The sequence below is a fragment of the Pseudodesulfovibrio thermohalotolerans genome, assembly GCF_021353295.2.
Taxonomy (GTDB): domain Bacteria; phylum Desulfobacterota; class Desulfovibrionia; order Desulfovibrionales; family Desulfovibrionaceae; genus Pseudodesulfovibrio; species Pseudodesulfovibrio thermohalotolerans.
On sequence record NZ_CP120635.1, the window covers coordinates 361,321 to 377,469 of the forward strand.

At 62.9% G+C, this 16,149-nt stretch carries 15 protein-coding genes; 8 read left to right on the forward strand and 7 right to left on the reverse strand.

Features of this window, described 5'->3' with window-relative positions:
• Window positions 1-40: 40 nt before the first annotated feature.
• Both LF599_RS01710 and LF599_RS01715 read right to left on the reverse strand, forming a co-directional pair.
• Window positions 41-1,828, reverse strand: coding sequence for an N-acetylmuramoyl-L-alanine amidase (locus LF599_RS01710; protein ID WP_279522064.1), 1,788 nt, complete (start codon window positions 1,826-1,828; stop codon window positions 41-43).
• A gap of 150 nt (window positions 1,829-1,978) precedes the next feature.
• Entirely contained in the window at window positions 1,979-2,716 is a 738-nt protein-coding gene (locus tag LF599_RS01715) for a metallophosphoesterase family protein (protein ID WP_279522065.1), read from the reverse strand.
• Between the two features lie 82 nt (window positions 2,717-2,798).
• Here LF599_RS01715 and LF599_RS01720 point away from each other — a divergent pair, with 82 nt between their 5' ends.
• Together LF599_RS01720 and LF599_RS01725 are read left to right on the forward strand one after the other, a co-directional pair.
• Window positions 2,799-3,278, forward strand: a complete 480-nt coding sequence (locus tag LF599_RS01720; protein WP_279522066.1) for a chemotaxis protein CheD — start codon at window positions 2,799-2,801, stop codon at window positions 3,276-3,278.
• Window positions 3,275-4,144 (forward strand): HDOD domain-containing protein, encoded by an 870-nt coding sequence (locus LF599_RS01725; RefSeq protein ID WP_279522067.1) that lies wholly within the window; start codon window positions 3,275-3,277, stop codon window positions 4,142-4,144. Before LF599_RS01720 ends, LF599_RS01725 begins: the two co-directional genes overlap by 4 nt.
• An 18-nt stretch (window positions 4,145-4,162) precedes the next feature.
• Here LF599_RS01725 and LF599_RS01730 read toward each other — a convergent pair whose 3' ends face one another.
• Genes LF599_RS01730 through LF599_RS01740 form a run of 3 tightly spaced genes read right to left on the reverse strand, consistent with a single transcriptional unit; the run spans window position 4,163 to window position 6,584 of the window.
• Window positions 4,163-4,819 (reverse strand): peptidylprolyl isomerase, encoded by a 657-nt coding sequence (locus LF599_RS01730; RefSeq protein WP_279522068.1) that lies wholly within the window; start codon window positions 4,817-4,819, stop codon window positions 4,163-4,165.
• Between the two features lie 24 nt (window positions 4,820-4,843).
• Window positions 4,844-5,653, reverse strand: coding sequence for a shikimate dehydrogenase (aroE, locus tag LF599_RS01735; protein WP_279522069.1), 810 nt, complete (start codon window positions 5,651-5,653; stop codon window positions 4,844-4,846).
• Between the two features lie 4 nt (window positions 5,654-5,657).
• Complete coding sequence (locus LF599_RS01740) at window positions 5,658-6,584, reverse strand: ACP S-malonyltransferase (RefSeq protein WP_279522070.1); 927 nt, start codon at window positions 6,582-6,584, stop codon at window positions 5,658-5,660.
• 490 nt (window positions 6,585-7,074) lie between these two features.
• Here LF599_RS01740 and LF599_RS01745 point away from each other — a divergent pair, with 490 nt between their 5' ends.
• Together LF599_RS01745 and LF599_RS01750 are read left to right on the forward strand one after the other, a co-directional pair.
• Window positions 7,075-7,500 (forward strand): HIT family protein, encoded by a 426-nt coding sequence (locus tag LF599_RS01745; RefSeq protein WP_279522071.1) that lies wholly within the window; start codon window positions 7,075-7,077, stop codon window positions 7,498-7,500.
• Window positions 7,501-7,531: 31 nt separating this feature from the next.
• Window positions 7,532-7,816 (forward strand): integration host factor subunit alpha, encoded by a 285-nt coding sequence (locus tag LF599_RS01750; RefSeq protein WP_272699090.1) that lies wholly within the window; start codon window positions 7,532-7,534, stop codon window positions 7,814-7,816.
• A 63-nt stretch (window positions 7,817-7,879) separates the two neighbouring features.
• On the opposite strand, the gene LF599_RS01755 is transcribed toward LF599_RS01750, so the two are convergent.
• The gene (locus LF599_RS01755) at window positions 7,880-8,581 is read right to left on the reverse strand and encodes an SPOR domain-containing protein (protein WP_279522072.1); all 702 of its coding nucleotides are present in this window, start codon (window positions 8,579-8,581) and stop codon (window positions 7,880-7,882) included.
• A 406-nt stretch (window positions 8,582-8,987) separates the two neighbouring features.
• Between LF599_RS01755 and LF599_RS01760 the strand changes: the two genes are divergently transcribed.
• From LF599_RS01760 to LF599_RS01770, 3 genes are all read left to right on the forward strand, one after another.
• A complete protein-coding gene (locus LF599_RS01760; protein WP_269940956.1) occupies window positions 8,988-10,361 on the forward strand; it encodes a protein kinase domain-containing protein in 1,374 nt (457 codons plus the stop codon).
• A gap of 429 nt (window positions 10,362-10,790) precedes the next feature.
• A complete protein-coding gene (gene acs, locus LF599_RS01765) occupies window positions 10,791-12,776 on the forward strand; it encodes an acetate--CoA ligase (protein ID WP_279522073.1) in 1,986 nt (661 codons plus the stop codon).
• Between the two features lie 248 nt (window positions 12,777-13,024).
• Complete coding sequence (locus LF599_RS01770; protein WP_279522074.1) at window positions 13,025-14,536, forward strand: catalase; 1,512 nt, start codon at window positions 13,025-13,027, stop codon at window positions 14,534-14,536.
• 337 nt (window positions 14,537-14,873) lie between these two features.
• On the opposite strand, the gene dapF is transcribed toward LF599_RS01770, so the two are convergent.
• On the reverse strand, window positions 14,874-15,725 hold the full coding sequence (gene dapF, locus LF599_RS01775) for a diaminopimelate epimerase (protein WP_279522075.1): 852 nt from the start codon (window positions 15,723-15,725) through the stop codon (window positions 14,874-14,876).
• 156 nt (window positions 15,726-15,881) lie between these two features.
• Here dapF and LF599_RS01780 point away from each other — a divergent pair, with 156 nt between their 5' ends.
• A complete protein-coding gene (locus tag LF599_RS01780; protein WP_269940957.1) occupies window positions 15,882-16,133 on the forward strand; it encodes a hypothetical protein in 252 nt (83 codons plus the stop codon).
• The last annotated feature ends 16 nt before the right edge of the window (window positions 16,134-16,149 follow it).

The following is a 16,149-nucleotide window of genomic DNA, read 5'->3' on the forward strand; positions in this document are numbered from 1 at the left end:
GCCAAGTATTCTTCGAACGCGGGAACGCGTCGGGGAACGCCTAGTTCATGGCGTAGCGTTCGATCTGGCTCTTGTAGGCGAGGATGCCGTCGACGATGCCGTTGGCGAGGTGCCCGAGGTATTTGTTCGAGCGCAGACGGTTGGCCTCGGTCTTGTTGGTGATGTAGCCGATCTCCACGAGGATCGAGGGCATCTTCGCGCCCATGAGCACGTAGAACGGCGCTTCGCGTGTGCCCTTGTTGTTGAGGGAATATGCCTTGCGCACGCGCTTGATGGTTTTGGTCTGCACGTCTTGGGCCAGATCTCGCGATTCCTTGATCTTGGAATTGACCATCAGGTCGGTGAGGATGAACTGCAAATCCGAAATGGCGCGCGGGTCAACGGCGTTTTCGCGGGCCGCGATGCGCACGGCCGCGTCGGATTTGGCCAGGTTCAGGCTGTAGGTTTCAAGTCCGTTGACCTTGCGGCTGCGGTTGGCGTTGCAATGGATGGACAGGAACAGGTCGGCCTTCTGGGCGTTGGCCATGGCTGTGCGTTTCTCCAGCGGAATGAAGACGTCCTTTGTCCTGGTATAGACGACGTTGAAGCCCTTGGCCTGGAGCTTGCCGCCGAGCAGCTTGGCGAACTTCAGGTTGATGTCCTTTTCGCGCAGCCCGTTGGCGGTGGCGCCAGGGTCTTTCCCGCCGTGTCCCGGGTCGATCATGATGGTCCGGACCGTCAGCCCGAGCTGTTCGAGGAGGCTGCCCGCCATCTTTTTGCTGCCCTTGGGCGGGCGGTATTGCGAATTCGCCGTGGTCTTGTGTCCCGTGGCGGCCTTGGCCGTGGCGACGGCGGGCGTCCGCCCATCGGGGGCGTACACGTCGATGACGATGCGGTAGGGGTTCTGCAGGGGGAAGACCTTGTACTCCTGCATATTCAGGAAATCGAGAACCACGCGGGTGGTGTCCTTGGAATACTGGCCCGTGCGGATGGAGCGCAGGATGCCGTCGGACACGGTGGTGTCGGCGGTCACGTCGCGTCCCAGGCGGGAGTCCTCAAGGTCGATGTACAGCCGGTGGGGGCGGTTCACCGCCGGGTTGGGGCCGAGTACCTGGTAGCGGTACTTGACCTGGGCGTCCAGCTCCAGGACGACGCGGGTGTATTCATCGCTGGAAGTGTAGCGGACCACGTCCAGGTGCGCCGTGCCGGAAGAGGACTTGGCGGCGGCAGGACTGTGCCGTCTGGCAGGGGCGGCCTTGGCCGTGGAGGTATGCTTTTTCGAGGCGGATTTGCCCGAAACCTGGGCTATGGCCCAGTCGTATTTGCCCAAATCCCTGAGGGCGGCCTTGGCTTTCGACCTCATGTCGCCCTTTGGGTAGTCGACGATGATGGTCGCCAGATCAAGCCGGGCCTGGGTTTTCATGTTGAGCCGTTTGGCGTGGATTTCGGCCCGCCGGAAAAGGCAGTCATCGGCCCAGTTGTGGCTGGGATAGCGGGCCAGGACGCGGTCGTAGTAGTCCACGGATTTGCGGAAGTCGGATTTCAGTCCGCTGTGTTTGCCCAGCTCTTCCCTGGTCCTGCCGAGATAGTACAGGGCCTTGGGCGCATAGGAGCCGTTGGGCGAAGCCTTGAGGCAATTGGAGAATATCTTCTCCACCTTTTGCCAGTAGGAGCGGTACTTGGCTTTGCGCGAGTTCTTGACGAGGGCATGGAATTCGGAATGTCCGGCGACGAAGTAGGATTTGGCCGATGCCGCCGTGGCGGGACGAGCGCACAGAAGGAGAGTCGCAAAGGCGCAGAGCGTCAATGCGGTCAGCAGGCGTATGTTCGCTGCGTGAATTTGCTTCATGCGTATCGGACCGTGGCTTGGGTCTGGCCCGCCCGGCATCGCCTTCCCGCAGGCGCATGTCCGGCAGGTTCATCAAATAGGCATTTTCCAGAAAAATCTAAAAAAAGTCCAGAGGAAAAGGGCGATGGCCCCGGAAGCGTCGTCACGAGGTCACGCCAGCCCGGTTGAAAGCCATTCGGCCCAGTCCTCGCGGCCGTTGTCGCGGGCCGTTTCAGCGGCGGATTGCCAATCATAATCAACGGTTGAAAATTCGGCTTCCCAGCCGTGCCCCGTACGCCGGACCACGGCGTAGCGGGCTTTGGGCGATCCGGCCACCATGGCGTGGGGCGGGTCGTCGTCGCGGTAGGCGGGAAGTCCGACGCTGCCCGGATTGACCACGGTGATCCCTTCGGCCATGGCCCGTCCTGGGTGATGGCTGTGTCCGGCCAGGACCAGAGTGCATCCGTCTGCCTCGGGCAGGAGGTCGGCCAGGATGCTGTCCGGGTCGCGCGGGGCGGGCAGGCCGGAGGACACGTCTTCGAGCAGGTAGGCCGCGTCGTTTCTCGGAGTGCCGTGGCAAAGCAGGATGTCCGGTTCGAGGCGCAGTGTCTTGGGCAGGGCGGCGAGCCATGCCAGCCCGTCCGGGCCGATCTGGTCGCGCACACCGGCCGCTGCGGGCTGGGGCGCGTTGTCGAGCAGGATGCGGTCCTGGTTGCCGAGTACGGCGGGCATGTCGAGCCGACGCAGGATCGCCCAGGTCCCGGCGGGGTCAAGCGGCCCGTAGAAAGTGTCGCCAAGGTTGACAAATCGCGTCAGCCCGCGTTGCCCGGCGTGGTTCAGGACGGCCGCGAGCGCGGCGGCGTTGCCGTGGATGTCGGCCAGGACGGCCAGGGGAGTGGAATCGCGCATTGTCGGACTATCGGGGAAAAACCGCCCGAAGGCAAGACCTTGGCCTTTACTCCCGCAGACGCCCAATATAAGAGGCGTGACAATGAGCAACCCTCTGGTCGTCGGCATATCCGACATGAAGCTTTCCACCCGCCCGGAAGACGTCATCGCCACCTATTCGCTGGGCTCCTGTCTCGGGGTGACCGTCTATGATCCCCGGGCGCGTATCGGCGGCATGGTCCACTGCCTGCTGCCCAGCGCGGCCTCGGCCCGGGAGAGGGCCAGGCGCAATCCGTTCATGTTCGTGAACACGGGCGTGGCCATGACGGTCCGCAGGCTCGTGGATCTCGGAGCGGACAAGCGGCGGCTGGTCTTCAAGGCGGCGGGCGGGGCGAACATGCGCGACGACCGCCTGTTCGAAACGGGCGTGCGGAATTTTCAGGCGCTCATGCGGCTGCTGGAGCGCAACGGCAGGCGGCTGGCGGCCAGGGATGTCGGCGGAACCATTCCCCGGACGCTCTTCCTGTACCTGGACACGGGACGTGTGATAGTACGTTCATTGGGAAAGGAGAGCGAGCTGTGAACAGACGGGACGCGATCTTGGCGGCCTGCGGGAGCGTCGTAGCCATGCCGACCTGCGTGCGCGGGGCCGGGGTCTTGATGAACGCGCCGGATGCGGACTTCGCCGGGCTGGCCCGGATCATCGAGCACGATCCCGGTCTCACCGCCAACCTGCTCAAGGTGGTCAACGCTTCCGTTCCGCCCTCGGGAGTCCCCGTGCTGACCGCGCGGGCCGCTTTTGAAACACTCGATTCGGTTGAGAGTTTGCGTTTTTTCGTTTCCACGGGCGTGGCTCCCCATTACGTGCGCGCCATCGAGGGGTATGACCAGGCCCCGGAGATGTTCCTTCAGCACTCGGTCACCGTCGGCGTGGCCTCCCGGGAATTGGCTCGGGCGCTCGGGATCGACGCGCCGGACCACGTCTATACCGCCGGGCTGCTGTCCGGTGTGGGCAAGTTGCTGCTTGGGGCTTATGTGCAGGTGGACCTGCGCGAAATCCTGCGCCTGGTTTTTGACGGCGGAATGGCCTTTGACGCGGCGGAACAGGCCGTGCTCGGCATCTCCCACGCGGAACTGGGCAGTATCGTGCTGGATCGCTGGGGGGTGCCCGGTCCAGTGACCCGGGTGGTCCGCCATCATCTCCGACCGGATGGGTATGCCGGTCGGGATGTGGTCCTGGACCTGGTCCATGTGGGCAACGTGCTGGCCAAGATGATCGGCGTCGGGCTCGGCGCGGACGGACTCAATTACGAGGTCTCGACCGGCGCGGTCGGGCGGCTGGGCGTTACGTCGGCGGTCCTGGACAGGGTCGCGGCGGACGTGGTGGTCGCGCTGGACGGTCTGCGGGACCTGTTCCTAGCCTGTGCGGACGGCGGTTGCCGGGAGTGATCCGGCAACCGCTGTTTTCTATCTGGCCACGTATGCTTTCTTGATGAACACCGGAGAGACCGGGACGTCTTCCATGCGGCCCGACCTGGCGGTCTTGACCGCGTTGATCTTCTCGACCACGTCCATGCCCCGGATGACCTTGCCGAAGGCGCAGTATCCCGCGCTGACCGACTGCGAATAGCTGTTCGCGCCGGTTTTGGAGGCGGACTGGCGGAAGTCGAAGGCCGGGTTGTCCTGCACGTTGAAGAAGAACTCGCTGGTGGCGGAGTCCGGCGCGGCGGTGCGGGCCATGGCGATGGTTCCCCTCACGTTGGTGAGGCCGGTCGACGCCTCGTTGGGGATGGGGGGCAGGAGCGGGGCCTTGTGCCGGATGGGGAAGGTGAAGCCGCCGCCCTGGACGATGTTCATGGCCTTGTCGTTCTCGCCGCCGGATTTGCGCTGGCGGATGACACGGTGGAAGATGGTTTCGTTGTAGAACCCGGCGTCCACGTATTTGAGGAAGTTGGCCACGGTCTTGGGTGCGTCCTTGGGATACAGCATGACCATGATCCGGCCCATGGAGGTCTCCATGACGACCACGGGGTTGGGACCGGCCTGGGCGGGATGGGCCAGGGCGGCCAGGATCAGGGAACAGGCCAGGAGCAGCGGAGCCAGCAGGCGAAGTGTGCTTTTCATGCGTGTTGTCCTCTTTGCGGAATTTTATTGTCTGAGGGCCGAGAGGAGCAGTTGCCGCGCCTCGGCCTCGTCCATTTCCCGTCCGGTCCACAGCCGGAATTGGGCCAGTCCCTGGTGCAGGAACATCTCCAGCCCGGAAATGGTCCTGCGCCCGGCGGCCCTGGCTTCGGCCAGGAAGCGGGTTTCAAGCGGGTTGTATACGATATCGAAGGCCACGGCGTTTTCGGTCAGGCGGGCGGCGTCGAATGGGGTCTGTCCCTCAAGGGACCCGGCCATGCCCAGCGGCGTGGCGTTGCAGACAAGATCCCACGGGGAGTCCATGCGCGCGGACCATTCCACGCATTCCACGCCGAAATCGGCAGCCAGCGCATCTGCTTTGGAGCGGGTCCGGTTGGACACGGCCACGCGCGGGATGCCGAGTTCGAGGAATCCGGCCACGGCCGCCCTGGCCGCGCCGCCCGCGCCGAGCACGACGGCCGAGCGCGGCAGCGGATCGAGGGTGCGCAGGGAGGCGACGACGCCGATCACGTCGGTGTTTTCGCCGCACAGCCTGTCCTTGTCCCAATACACGGTGTTGACCGCGCCGACGGCTTCAGCCCGGTCCGATATTTCGTCGAGGAAGGCCATGACAGCGCGTTTGTGCGGGATGGTCACGGACAGTCCGTGGATGGGAACGGTACGCACGCGTTGCATGAACGCGGGCAGGTCCTTGGGCTCCAGCGGCCAGGCTTCGTAGTACGCGTCAATGCCGAGCCGCTCGAAGCCGTGGTTGTGCAGGGCCGGGGACATGGTGTGGCCCAGGGGCCAGCCTATGATGCCGTAGGAGCGGGGCACGGTTCTAGAGTTCTCCGGCCTGGGCGAGGCTGCCGACGTTCAGCCCGGACCACTTCTCCTCTTCGGAGCCGAGGTTGGCCTTGAGCATCTTGAAGAGCACGCCTTTGGGGCCTACCTCGATGAATTCGCGCACGCCGTGGGCCCACATGGCCTGCATGGTCTGAATCCAGAGGACCGAGGAGGTCATCTGGCTCTGCATGGTGGTCTTGATCCCCGCCGGCTCGGGCTGGGGCAGCGCCGTGGCGTTGTGGAACACCGGGAAGGCGGGGGCCTTCCAGGTCAGCGTCTCCAGGAATGCGGCGAACTCGTCGGCGGCCTCCTGAATGAGCGGCGAGTGGAACGCGCCGGAAACGGCCAGGCGGATGGCCCGGCCCTTGGCAGCCTTGACCAGCGCCTCGGCTGCGTCGAGGGCTTCGGCCTCGCCGGACACGACGAACTGCGCCGGGGTGTTGTAGTTGGCGATGCGCAGTTCCTTGCCGGACTGTTCTGCGGCCGCGGCGACAATCTCCTCGACCTTGTCCTGGGGAAGCTTGACCACGGCGGCCATGCCGTGGCCCGCGCCGCCGGATTCGGCCATGAGGCGTCCGCGCAGGGTGACGGCCCGGACGCAGTCCTCCACGTCGAGGGCTCCGGCCGCGCCGAGGGAAGCGAATTCGCCGAGGGAATGTCCGGCGGTGGCCGCCGGGGAAAGCTTGTCCTTCGCGGCCAGCCACAGGGTCAGGTTGACCACGGTCAGGGCGGGCTGGAGGGCGCGGGTGTCGGCCATGTCGGCCGGTTCGCCGTCCCAGTAGATTTCACGCAGGGCCAGGCCCGACTCGCGCTCGGCCAGCTTCCAGAGGTCCAGGGCGGCGGAATCCGCCTCGGCCACGTCGCGGCCCATGCCTTTTTCCTGGGATCCCTGTCCGGGAAAGAGAATGCCGGTCTTGGTCATGTATGTCTCCTTGAAATGCGCGTGCCGCAGGCCGCGGTTCGCGCGGTGGTGTCGATTTTCCGTGCAACCGGATACCGTGCGGCGGAAGTCCGCGTCAAGCGTGTGCAATGGACGGCCGGGCGCGTCGGATGGCCCGGTCCGCCCGGCGCGGCGGAAGGCCGGATTCCATTTGACGGTGCCAAGCATTTTCCGGCGGTCCCGTTGCCCGTTCTCAACTGGCCGTCCAATGGCTTGAAATCATTTCATAATTGAATAATTCAGTAATTTCAATTTCCCGCGATTCGTCAACTGTCCGATTTTTCAGACAATATCTAGACTTCCCGTCAACCCTTGCCGGACGGGGTTTTTCGGGAATTCAAACGAACTGACTTGATTTAACTGAACATCTCTTGTATGAATGCCAGTAACGGTCAAAAACTATCATCGAATGACCGCGAATCCCATGCGGCTGAAACCTTTGGGATTCAACTCCGATGGAGGAAGAAAACGAATGGCGATTGCGGATTCCGAGTGTGTTTTTTGCAAGATCGTGGCCGGGGAGATTCCCTGCGCCAAGGTCTTTGAATCGGACACGGTCCTGGCATTCCTGGATATCGCGCCCGTGCATCCCGGCCACGCCCTGGTGCTGCCCAAGGACCATTACCCGACGCTCATGGACATCCCGCCCGAGCTGGGCAACGACCTGTTCAAGGCCTTGTCGGCCGTGGGCGGCGCCGTGATGAAGGCGACCGGCGCGGACGGACTCAACCTCATGCAGAACAATTTCGAGGCGGCCGGGCAACTGGTCGACCATGCGCATTTTCATCTCATTCCCCGGTTTGGCGACGACGGCCTCAGATTGTGGGCCCAGTCGTCCTACGACACTCCGGATGACATGCAGAAACTCGCGGGCACCATCGCGGGATTGCTGAAGTAAGTTATTGATAACCCCTTTTTGGAGGCAATCGATGAGCACTCTCACCAAAGCCGGAATCGTGGATTACATCTACGAACGCACCGACAAGAACCGCGCCGAGATCAAGGACCTGGTGGAAACCATTCTTGAAATCATGAAGACGGCCATCAAGAAGGACCATGCCCTTCTGGTTTCCGGTTTCGGCAAGTTCGAAGCCTACGACAAACGTGCGCGCAAGGGCCGCAACCCGCAGACGACCCAGACCATTACCCTGCCGCCGCGCAAGGTGGTCGTCTTCCGGCTCTCCCGCAAGTTCCGCGCCGAACTGAATCCCTAGGCCGTAGCGACAAAAAAAGGGCCGAGCGGGGACGCCCGGCCCTGAAGTCCGGCTCAAACCGGACTACGGCTTCTTCAGCACGAACCCCTTGGGATAGTCCGCCTTCAGGATTTCCAGGGCGCTCCCGGCCGATGCTTCGTCCGGGAACGAACCCGCCTGCACGCGGTATAGTCCCTCGTTGGTTTTGACTATTACAGAGCCCTTGTAGCCGTCTTCTATGAGACGCGCCAGGGCTCTGTTTGCGTTTTCGACGTCCGAGAACGCTCCCACCTGCACGAAATACGGGCCGGTCGCGGTTTGGGCAGCCTCGGCGTCTGGTGCGACCGGCTGGCTGCCGATGCCGACGACTTCGTCTTCAGGGTCGGCCCAGGGATTGGTTCGGTCAGGTTCCGGAGCGGGGGAGGCGGCGCGTTCGGTCGCGGGCGCGGCCTGCTTGCTCGCGGCGGCCTCGGCCTCGCGCTTGAGTTGGTCCGCGTCGGGAAGTGCTTCCTCGGCCAGGTCGGCCTCGCCCACGGAGGGTGTTTTGGCTCCCGCCTGTTTGGCGGCGTCCACCTCGTAGACTTCCTCCATCGGGCCGTCCATGGGCTTTTCTTCGCCCACCATGTGAGTCTCTTCGATAACGGGCTGCGCAGGCGCGGGCGTCGTTACGGTCCGTTGGGCGGGCTGCCGCGCCGACGGCGCGGATTCGATGTGCTTGCGGAAGCAACCGCCCAGCACGAGTGCGGCGGCAGTCAGCGCCGCAAGGGCCAGTATGGTTTTTTTCATGGGTCGCTCTCCCTGTTCGATCTATTTAGGCTGTATCTCTAGAGTATGTCTAAAGTATACGTCAAGGGACGCGTTGACAAGTCGGTCCGGAATTGAGCGGGCCAGAGGGGTTTCGCGCTCCCCCGTCAAGATGTTTTTTTATGCTTATCGTTTGATTTTTCCCGACATTCCTTTCCAAAAACCGTTTTTCCTGAAAACAGGGTGTAGGGTTGCCGGGAAGCCCGGGGATCGGCCTCGGGCGCCATCCCGGTTCAGGGGCGGGGGCTGCGGCTCCCGCCCCGTCTCGTTTCGGCCACGGAAGCGTCCCCGCGATCCTTAGGCGATATTCTCCGATTACGAGCGGTTGTCAAATCAAGCCCGAACGGCGGGATGGACGCGGGCCGCGCCCATGGGCTAACGTGCCCCCATGCGAATAGGACGATACGAAATACGCGGCCTGCTCGGCCGGGGCGGCATGGGTGCGGTGTACAAGGCGGCCATGCCCGTGACCGGGCGGATAGTGGCCCTCAAGGTCCTCAAGCCCGCCGAGATCATGGAGGATCTCGTGGGAGAGGACGCCCTGCGGGAGATGTTCTACAAGGAGGCCTCGGCCATGGCTTCCATCAGCCATCCCAACGTGGCCGCCATTCTCGACGTGTGTGGCGGGAGCGGGAGCGCGGACAGCGTCTCCGTGCTTCCGCATTTCACCATGGAATATTATTGCGGCAACCTCGGCGCGCTCATGGGCGAGACCTACGAGGTGGAGCGGGAGTCCCGGCGGCTCGGCGTGGAGACCTCGCTGGCCATCGCGCGCGGCATGATAGGCGGTCTGGATCGGCTGCATTATGAGGGCATCATCCACCGCGACGTCAAACCGTTTAACGTCATGCTCGCCGAGGACCAGGGCGGACCCGGCACGGTCAAGCTCATCGACTTCGGCCTGTCCAAGCTGCGCGGCGAACGGACTGTGCGTCACAAGGGCATGGTCGTGGGCTCGCCATACTACGCCGCCCCGGAACAGGAAGCGGACCCGGAATCGGCCGACGAGCGGTCGGACCTCTACTCCGTGGGCGTGACCCTGTACCGGATGCTTACCGGACGATTGCCGGAATCCAGGGAGGCACGGCCCATCTGCGACGTGCACGCGGACCTGGATTGCCGGTGGGATGATTTCTTCGCCACGGTCCTGGCACGCGCTCCCGAGGCGCGTTTCCCGGACGGCCTGTCCATGCTCGAAGCCCTGGACGAGCTTGAAGCCCGTTGGCGCGAGCAGCGGGATGCCGTTTGCGCGGCCCCGGACCTCCTTGACGATCCAGAGGACTGCGGGGCGGTCCCGCGCCCCCGGTCCGAGCCGGTCAAGGTCGGCCTCAAGGAAGGGCGCAACGCCTTTGGTCTGGATGAATTATGGCGGCCCGAACAGTACGCCCACGGGGAATTCTCCGATCAGGGCGACGGCACCGTGATCGAGCGGTCCTCCGGGTTGACCTGGGAGCTTGACGGTTCCCGTTATCCCCTCACCTGGGAGCGCGCGGCGGCCCATGTGGCCCGCTTGAACCGCAACGCGTTCGCAGGCCGCGCCGACTGGCGGCTGCCGACCGTGGCTGAGCTTGCCACGCTTTTCACCGGCCGCACCGAACCCGGCGAGTTCTGTCTCCAGCCCGCCTTCGACCCGCGCAAGGCCCGCCTTTGGTCTGCCGACCGCAAGGCCTTCACCGCCGCCTGGTATGTGGACGCCGAACTCGGTTTCGTCTGGTGGCAGGACCTGACCTGCCGCTTCTTTGCCCGCGCCGTGGCCGGGTAGATATTGCCTCCCGCAGCCGGGAAGGGAACCTTTCGAGAAAGTTTCCCTTTCTGGCTCCCCTTCAAAAATTTTATGCGTCTTCTTTAGGCGCGTGTCGTTCGAAAGCGTTTCCTTTTCCCGGGAGCGGGTTGGGTTGCGGCATGTTGGCTGGAGGGATTTCTTCGCAGCGTAGCCTTTTACGGCGAAAGCTTCTCTGGGAAAAAGCGCGGGCGCGCTGCCGTCAACCGCCGTTTTCCGCGCCTCGCCGTTCCGTTTGCCGTTCACCGGGCGGTTTCTGACCGTTCACCTAAAAATGGGAGCGGTTGTCATTCCCTTCATATAGATGATAACGTGTCAACGGCGGACTAGCGCCATGATACGACATTTCAGTGGGTTGTGGCCCGTTCTCGGCGGGCGAGGCGAAGAAACGTACAGATCAGGAGCATGTTGATGACCGAAGAAGAAAGGAAGATCGAAAGTCTGCAAAAGGAAGGACAGATATTTCAGCCCAACGCCTCCATGCAGGACCAGGCCTGGGTCCCGAACATGGACGCCTACGCAGCGGCCAATCAGCGGGCGCTTGACGACCCCGAGGCATATTGGGGCGAGCGGGCCAAAGACCTGATCGACTGGTTCTCCGATTTCGACTCCGTTCTGGAAGCGGATTACGACAAGCCGGAGTTCAAGTGGTTCTCGGGCGGCAAGACCAACGTTTCCTACAACTGCCTGGACCGTCATCTGACCGGCGGCCGCCGCAACAAGGCCGCACTCATCTGGCAGGGCGAGCCCGAGGAGGACGTTCGGGTCTACACCTATCAGATGCTCCACACCGAGGTCTGCCGCTTCGCCAACGTGCTCAAGAAGAAGGGCGTCAAGCGGGGTGACCGCGTCTCCCTCTACATGCCCATGATTCCCGAGTTGGCCATCGCCATGCTGGCCTGCACTCGGCTGGGCGCGCCGCACTCCATCGTCTTCGCGGGATTTTCGTCCATCGCCCTCCAGTCGCGCATCGAGGACGCCCAGGCCAAGGTGCTGGTCACGGCGGACGCGGTCCTGCGCGCCGGAAAGACCATTCCGCTCAAGCCCAACGCCGACGAGGCGCTCAAGGACTGCCCCTCGGTGGAGCAGTGCATCGTGGTCAAGCGGGGCGGCAACGAGGTCACCATGGTCGAGGGGCGCGACTCCTGGTGGCATGACGAGATCACGGCCGAGGACATCACCTCGGATTGCGCCTTTGAGGAAATGGACGCCGAGGACCCGTTGTTCATCCTGTATACCTCCGGCTCCACGGGCAAGCCCAAGGGCGTGCTGCACTCCACCGGCGGCTACCTGACCTACGCGGCGCATTCCACCCAGTACGTGTTCGACGTCAAGGACGATGACGTGTACTGGTGCACGGCCGACGTGGGCTGGATCACCGGCCATTCCTATATCGTGTACGGACCGCTGGCCCTGGGAGCCACTTCCGTCATGTTCGAGGGCGTGCCGAGCTATCCCCGGCCGGACCGCTACTGGAAGATCGTGGACAAATTCAAGGTCAGCATCTTCTACACCGCCCCCACGGTCATCCGCGCCCTCATGCGCGAGGGCGAGCAGTGGACCAGGAATTATGATCTCTCCTCCCTGCGGCTGCTGGGTTCGGTGGGCGAGCCCATCAACCCCGAGGCGTGGCTTTGGTACCACAACAACGTGGGCGGCGGAAAACTGCCCATCGTGGATACCTGGTGGCAGACCGAGACCGGCGGTATCATGATCTCGGCCATGCCCTACGCCACTCCACTGAAGCCCGGTTCCGCGACCCTGCCGCTGCCCGGCATCTCGGCCAAGATCGTGCGCCGCGACGGCAGCCCGGCCGGACCCAACGAGGGCGGCCATCTGGTCGTGGACAAGCCATGGCCCGGCATGTTGCGCAACGTCTGGGGCGACCCCGACCGCTACAAGTCCACCTATTTCGCCGGGTTCCCCGGAGCTTACGAGGCTGGAGACGGCGCGCGCGTGGACGAGGACGGCTACTTCTGGATCATGGGACGGCTCGACGACGTCATCAACGTGTCCGGCCACCGCATGGGTACCGCCGAGATCGAATCCGCGCTGGTTGCCCATCCCGACGTGTCCGAGGCCGCCGTCGTCGGTATGCCCCACGACATCAAGGGCGAGACCATCTACGCCTACGTGACCCTGCGTTCCGGCGTGGAGCCCACGGACGACATGATTAAGGAGCTCAAGGTCTGGGTGCGCAAGGAGATCGGCCCCATTGCCACCCCCGAGTTCATTCAGTTCGCCGACGGTCTGCCCAAGACCCGTTCCGGCAAGATCATGCGCCGCGTCCTGCGCAAGATCGTCGAAGGCTCCAACGATTTCGGCGACACTTCCACCCTCGCCGATCCGGGCGTGGTCACCGATCTGGTCGAAGGCAACAAGGACCTGGTCGGCTAACCGGCAGTTTCTTCAACGAGTCAATCATGGCCCCCGAACTTCCGGGGGTCTTTTTTTATGGGCATCTTTGTCGAAGCTGTGCTAATATGTCCTTGATCCATAATGGGTTGAGAATTAAAATATAAATTTTTTGAGAAGATGTGGATAAAATGCTATCGATAATCATTCCTATCTGGTATGGTTTCGAAAAATTATTGGAAGCCAAGGGGGAAACTCCCCCATAAACATCGTCTGATAAGGAGAAAGCCATGTCGAAAGACTCGAAGAAATTGACGAGCGCCTTTGGTTGCCCCGTGGGCAACGATCTGAATACGGTGACCGCGGGTCCCCGTGGACCGGCCATGATGCAGGATGTGCACCTTCTTGAGAAGTTGGCCCATTTCGATCGGGAACGCATTCCCGAACGGGTGGTGCACGCCAAGGGGGCGGGGGCCTACGGCTATTTCGAGGTCACGGCCGACGTAACCATGTACACCAAGGCCGCCTTCCTGTCCGAGGTGGGCAAGAAAACCGATGTCTTCGCCAGGTTCTCCACCGTGGGCGGCGAAAAGGGCAGCGCGGATTCCGAGCGCGACCCGCGCGGATTCGCCCTCAAGTTCTACACCGAGGATGGCAACTACGACATGACCGGCAACAACACCCCGGTCTTCTTTATCCGCGATCCCCTCAAGTTTCCCGATTTCATCCACACCCAGAAGCGTGATCCGTCCACCAACCTCAAGGACCCGACCATGGCCTGGGACTTCTGGTCGCTGACGCCCGAGTCCATGCATCAGGTGACCATTCTCTTTTCCGATCGCGGCACCCCGGCCACCTATCGGAACATGAACGGTTACTCCAGCCATACCTACAAGTGGTACAACGACAAGGGTGAATACTTCTGGGTCCAATACCACTTCAAGACCGACCAGGGCATCAGGAACCTCACCGGCCCCGAGGCCGACGAGATGCGCGGCAAGGACCCGGATCACGCTACCCGCGACCTGTTCAACGCCATCGAGGCGGGCGACTATCCGTCCTGGACGCTTGAAATGCAGATTTTGACCCCGGAACAGGCCGAGGACTTCGGCTGGGACATTTTCGACATCACCAAGGTCTGGCCGCACAAGGAAGTCCCGCCCATCACCGTGGGCAAGCTCGTTCTCAACCGCAACCCGGAAAATTACTTCGCCGAAGTGGAGCAGGCCGCCTTCAACCCGAGCAACCTCGTGCCCGGCATCGGCGTATCGCCGGACAAGATGCTTCAGGGACGGCTTTTCTCCTACCATGACACCCATCTGCACCGGCTCGGACCCAACTACCATCTCATCCCGGTCAACCAGGCCAAGAACGCGCCCGAGAACAACTACCAGCGCGACGGCGCGATGCGCGTGGACAACAACGGAGGCGGCGGCCCCAACTACTGGCCGAACAGCTTCCATGGGCCGTCCCCGGACAACGTCTCGGTCGAGCCGGACATTCCCCTGGACGGTGTCGGCCAGCGTCATGAGTACACCCATCCCAACAACGACTTCGTACAGCCAGGGACCCTGTACTCCGTGGTCATGAGCGACCAGGATCGGACCAACCTCGTCAACAACATCCTCGGGTCCATGCAGGATGTGCCCCAGCCCATCCAGCTTCGGCAGTGCGCCCTCTTCTACCTCACTCATGAGGAGTACGGCTCCCGCGTGGCCGAAGGCCTCGGCCTCGACCTGGCCGAAGTCAAGCGGCTCGCCGCCATGACCCAGGAAGAACGCGTGGCCGCCACGCAGATTTAGCGAAAGGAAGGGGATGCCTCCGGCGGCCCCTTCGGGGAGACCAGGGAACCCTTTGAGAAAAGGGTTCCCTGGACCCTCCCAAACTTTTTGTGTCGCCTTCGGCGAAAGGTGGCTGTGTAATTAAGGTTACAGGCTATGCACCACAATTTTGTCTAGTCCCGTCCCCGCGAAGCGGCCCAAAAAGTTTAGGAAAAAGAGGGGATGGGGGTCCGGGGGAAGGGGAGGAAAAAGCCCTTTTCAAAGGGTTTTTCCTCCCTTTCCCCCGGCCGCCGGAGGCGCATAAGAAAAGGGACGTTCCTGACGGAACGTCCCTTTTCTTATGCCTGTTGGCAGCAACCTACAGGGAGAGGCCGAGTGGGTTGAGGTAGAGTTGGCCTTGGAAGGTGAGCTCGGCTGCGCCCTGGAGATAGACGGTGTCGTTTTCGAGGAACACGGTGAGGACCTCGTTGCCGGAGGTGGTCAGGTCGGCCTTTTCGTCGGTAAGTTCGAGTTTGTGCGCCAGGAGTTGGGTAGCGGCCGCGCCGGTGCCGCAGGCATAGGTCTCGGCTTCCACGCCGCGTTCATAGGTGCGCAGGAGGATGGTGGCGTCATCGACGACCTGGGCGAAGTTGACGTTGGTTCCGGCGGGCGCGAAGCGTTCGTGGTAGCGGATCTTTGGGCCGAGGTCCATGATGTCGACGGAAGCGACGTCATCCACAAAGGCCACGGTGTGCGGCACGCCGGTATCGGAGAAGTGGACGGTGAGCGGAGCGCCGTCGACCTCGATATCGATGCCGGTTTCGGTCTTGAGCGGCGGGGTGAGCTGGACCTTGACGCGGCCCTGGTCCGGTCCGTCGAGGATGACCTTGGCCTTGATGGGCCCGGCGTCGGTGCCGAAGGCGTGTTCGGCGGGCGCGAGGCCGATGGCGTGGGCGAGCTTGCCCGCGCAGCGCGAGGCGTTTCCGCACATCTCGGCCCGGGAGCCGTCGGAGTTGTAGAAGTGCCAGCGATAGGCGAGCAACGGATCGTCGGCGTTTTCGAGGAAGAAAAGTCCATCGGCGCAGACCCCGAAGGCGCGGGCGCAGACGGCTTTGGCCCAGTCGGACATGGCGTCCACGGGAACGCCGATTTCGCGGTTGTCGATGACGACGAAGTCGTTGCCGCAGCCCTGCATTTTGTAGAAGGGCACGGAGTCGGTGAATATGTTCATGGGGAATCCTCGCATTTTTCGGAAAAGCTATACGGGCCGGGGTGTATGGTCCAATTCTTTTTGCGTATGGATGTCGGGCGGCCGGGCCGGGCGGTTCCTTGCATTTCGGGGACGGGAACGGTATCGCTTGGGCAGCTTGACCAGGAGATTGCGATCATGTCCAAACCGTGCGTAGGTTGCGGGTGGTGCTGCCTTCAGGACCCCTGCATGGAATCCCATAGAAGATACGGCTACATGCGCCGCTGCCCCGATCTGTTCTGGGACGAGGCCGCGGGGCGGTATATGTGCGGGCTGATGCTCGATCCGGAGACCTCGGAGCAGGTCAGGCGGTCGCAGCACGCGGGGCAGGGCTGCTACGCCCCGTTGAACTCCTGGCGTGAGGATGTTCGTAATCGTGATAACGATTGATCGTTTTCCCCTTTTC

Excerpts from the sequence above, each read along its gene's own strand:
- LF599_RS01710 (WP_279522064.1), bottom strand. The coding sequence starts at position 1,828 with ATGAAGCAAATTCACGCAGCGAACATACGCCTGCTGACCGCATTGACG.
- LF599_RS01715 (WP_279522065.1), bottom strand. The coding sequence starts at position 2,716 with ATGCGCGATTCCACTCCCCTGGCCGTCCTGGCCGACATCCACGGCAAC.
- LF599_RS01720 (WP_279522066.1), top strand. The coding sequence starts at position 2,799 with ATGAGCAACCCTCTGGTCGTCGGCATATCCGACATGAAGCTTTCCACC.
- LF599_RS01730 (WP_279522068.1), bottom strand. The coding sequence starts at position 4,819 with ATGAAAAGCACACTTCGCCTGCTGGCTCCGCTGCTCCTGGCCTGTTCC.
- LF599_RS01740 (WP_279522070.1), bottom strand. The coding sequence starts at position 6,584 with ATGACCAAGACCGGCATTCTCTTTCCCGGACAGGGATCCCAGGAAAAA.
- LF599_RS01745 (WP_279522071.1), top strand. The coding sequence starts at position 7,075 with ATGGCGATTGCGGATTCCGAGTGTGTTTTTTGCAAGATCGTGGCCGGG.
- LF599_RS01750 (WP_272699090.1), top strand. The coding sequence starts at position 7,532 with ATGAGCACTCTCACCAAAGCCGGAATCGTGGATTACATCTACGAACGC.
- LF599_RS01755 (WP_279522072.1), bottom strand. The coding sequence starts at position 8,581 with ATGAAAAAAACCATACTGGCCCTTGCGGCGCTGACTGCCGCCGCACTC.
- LF599_RS01760 (WP_269940956.1), top strand. The coding sequence starts at position 8,988 with ATGCGAATAGGACGATACGAAATACGCGGCCTGCTCGGCCGGGGCGGC.
- acs (WP_279522073.1), top strand. The coding sequence starts at position 10,791 with ATGACCGAAGAAGAAAGGAAGATCGAAAGTCTGCAAAAGGAAGGACAG.
- LF599_RS01770 (WP_279522074.1), top strand. The coding sequence starts at position 13,025 with ATGTCGAAAGACTCGAAGAAATTGACGAGCGCCTTTGGTTGCCCCGTG.
- dapF (WP_279522075.1), bottom strand. The coding sequence starts at position 15,725 with ATGAACATATTCACCGACTCCGTGCCCTTCTACAAAATGCAGGGCTGC.
- LF599_RS01780 (WP_269940957.1), top strand. The coding sequence starts at position 15,882 with ATGTCCAAACCGTGCGTAGGTTGCGGGTGGTGCTGCCTTCAGGACCCC.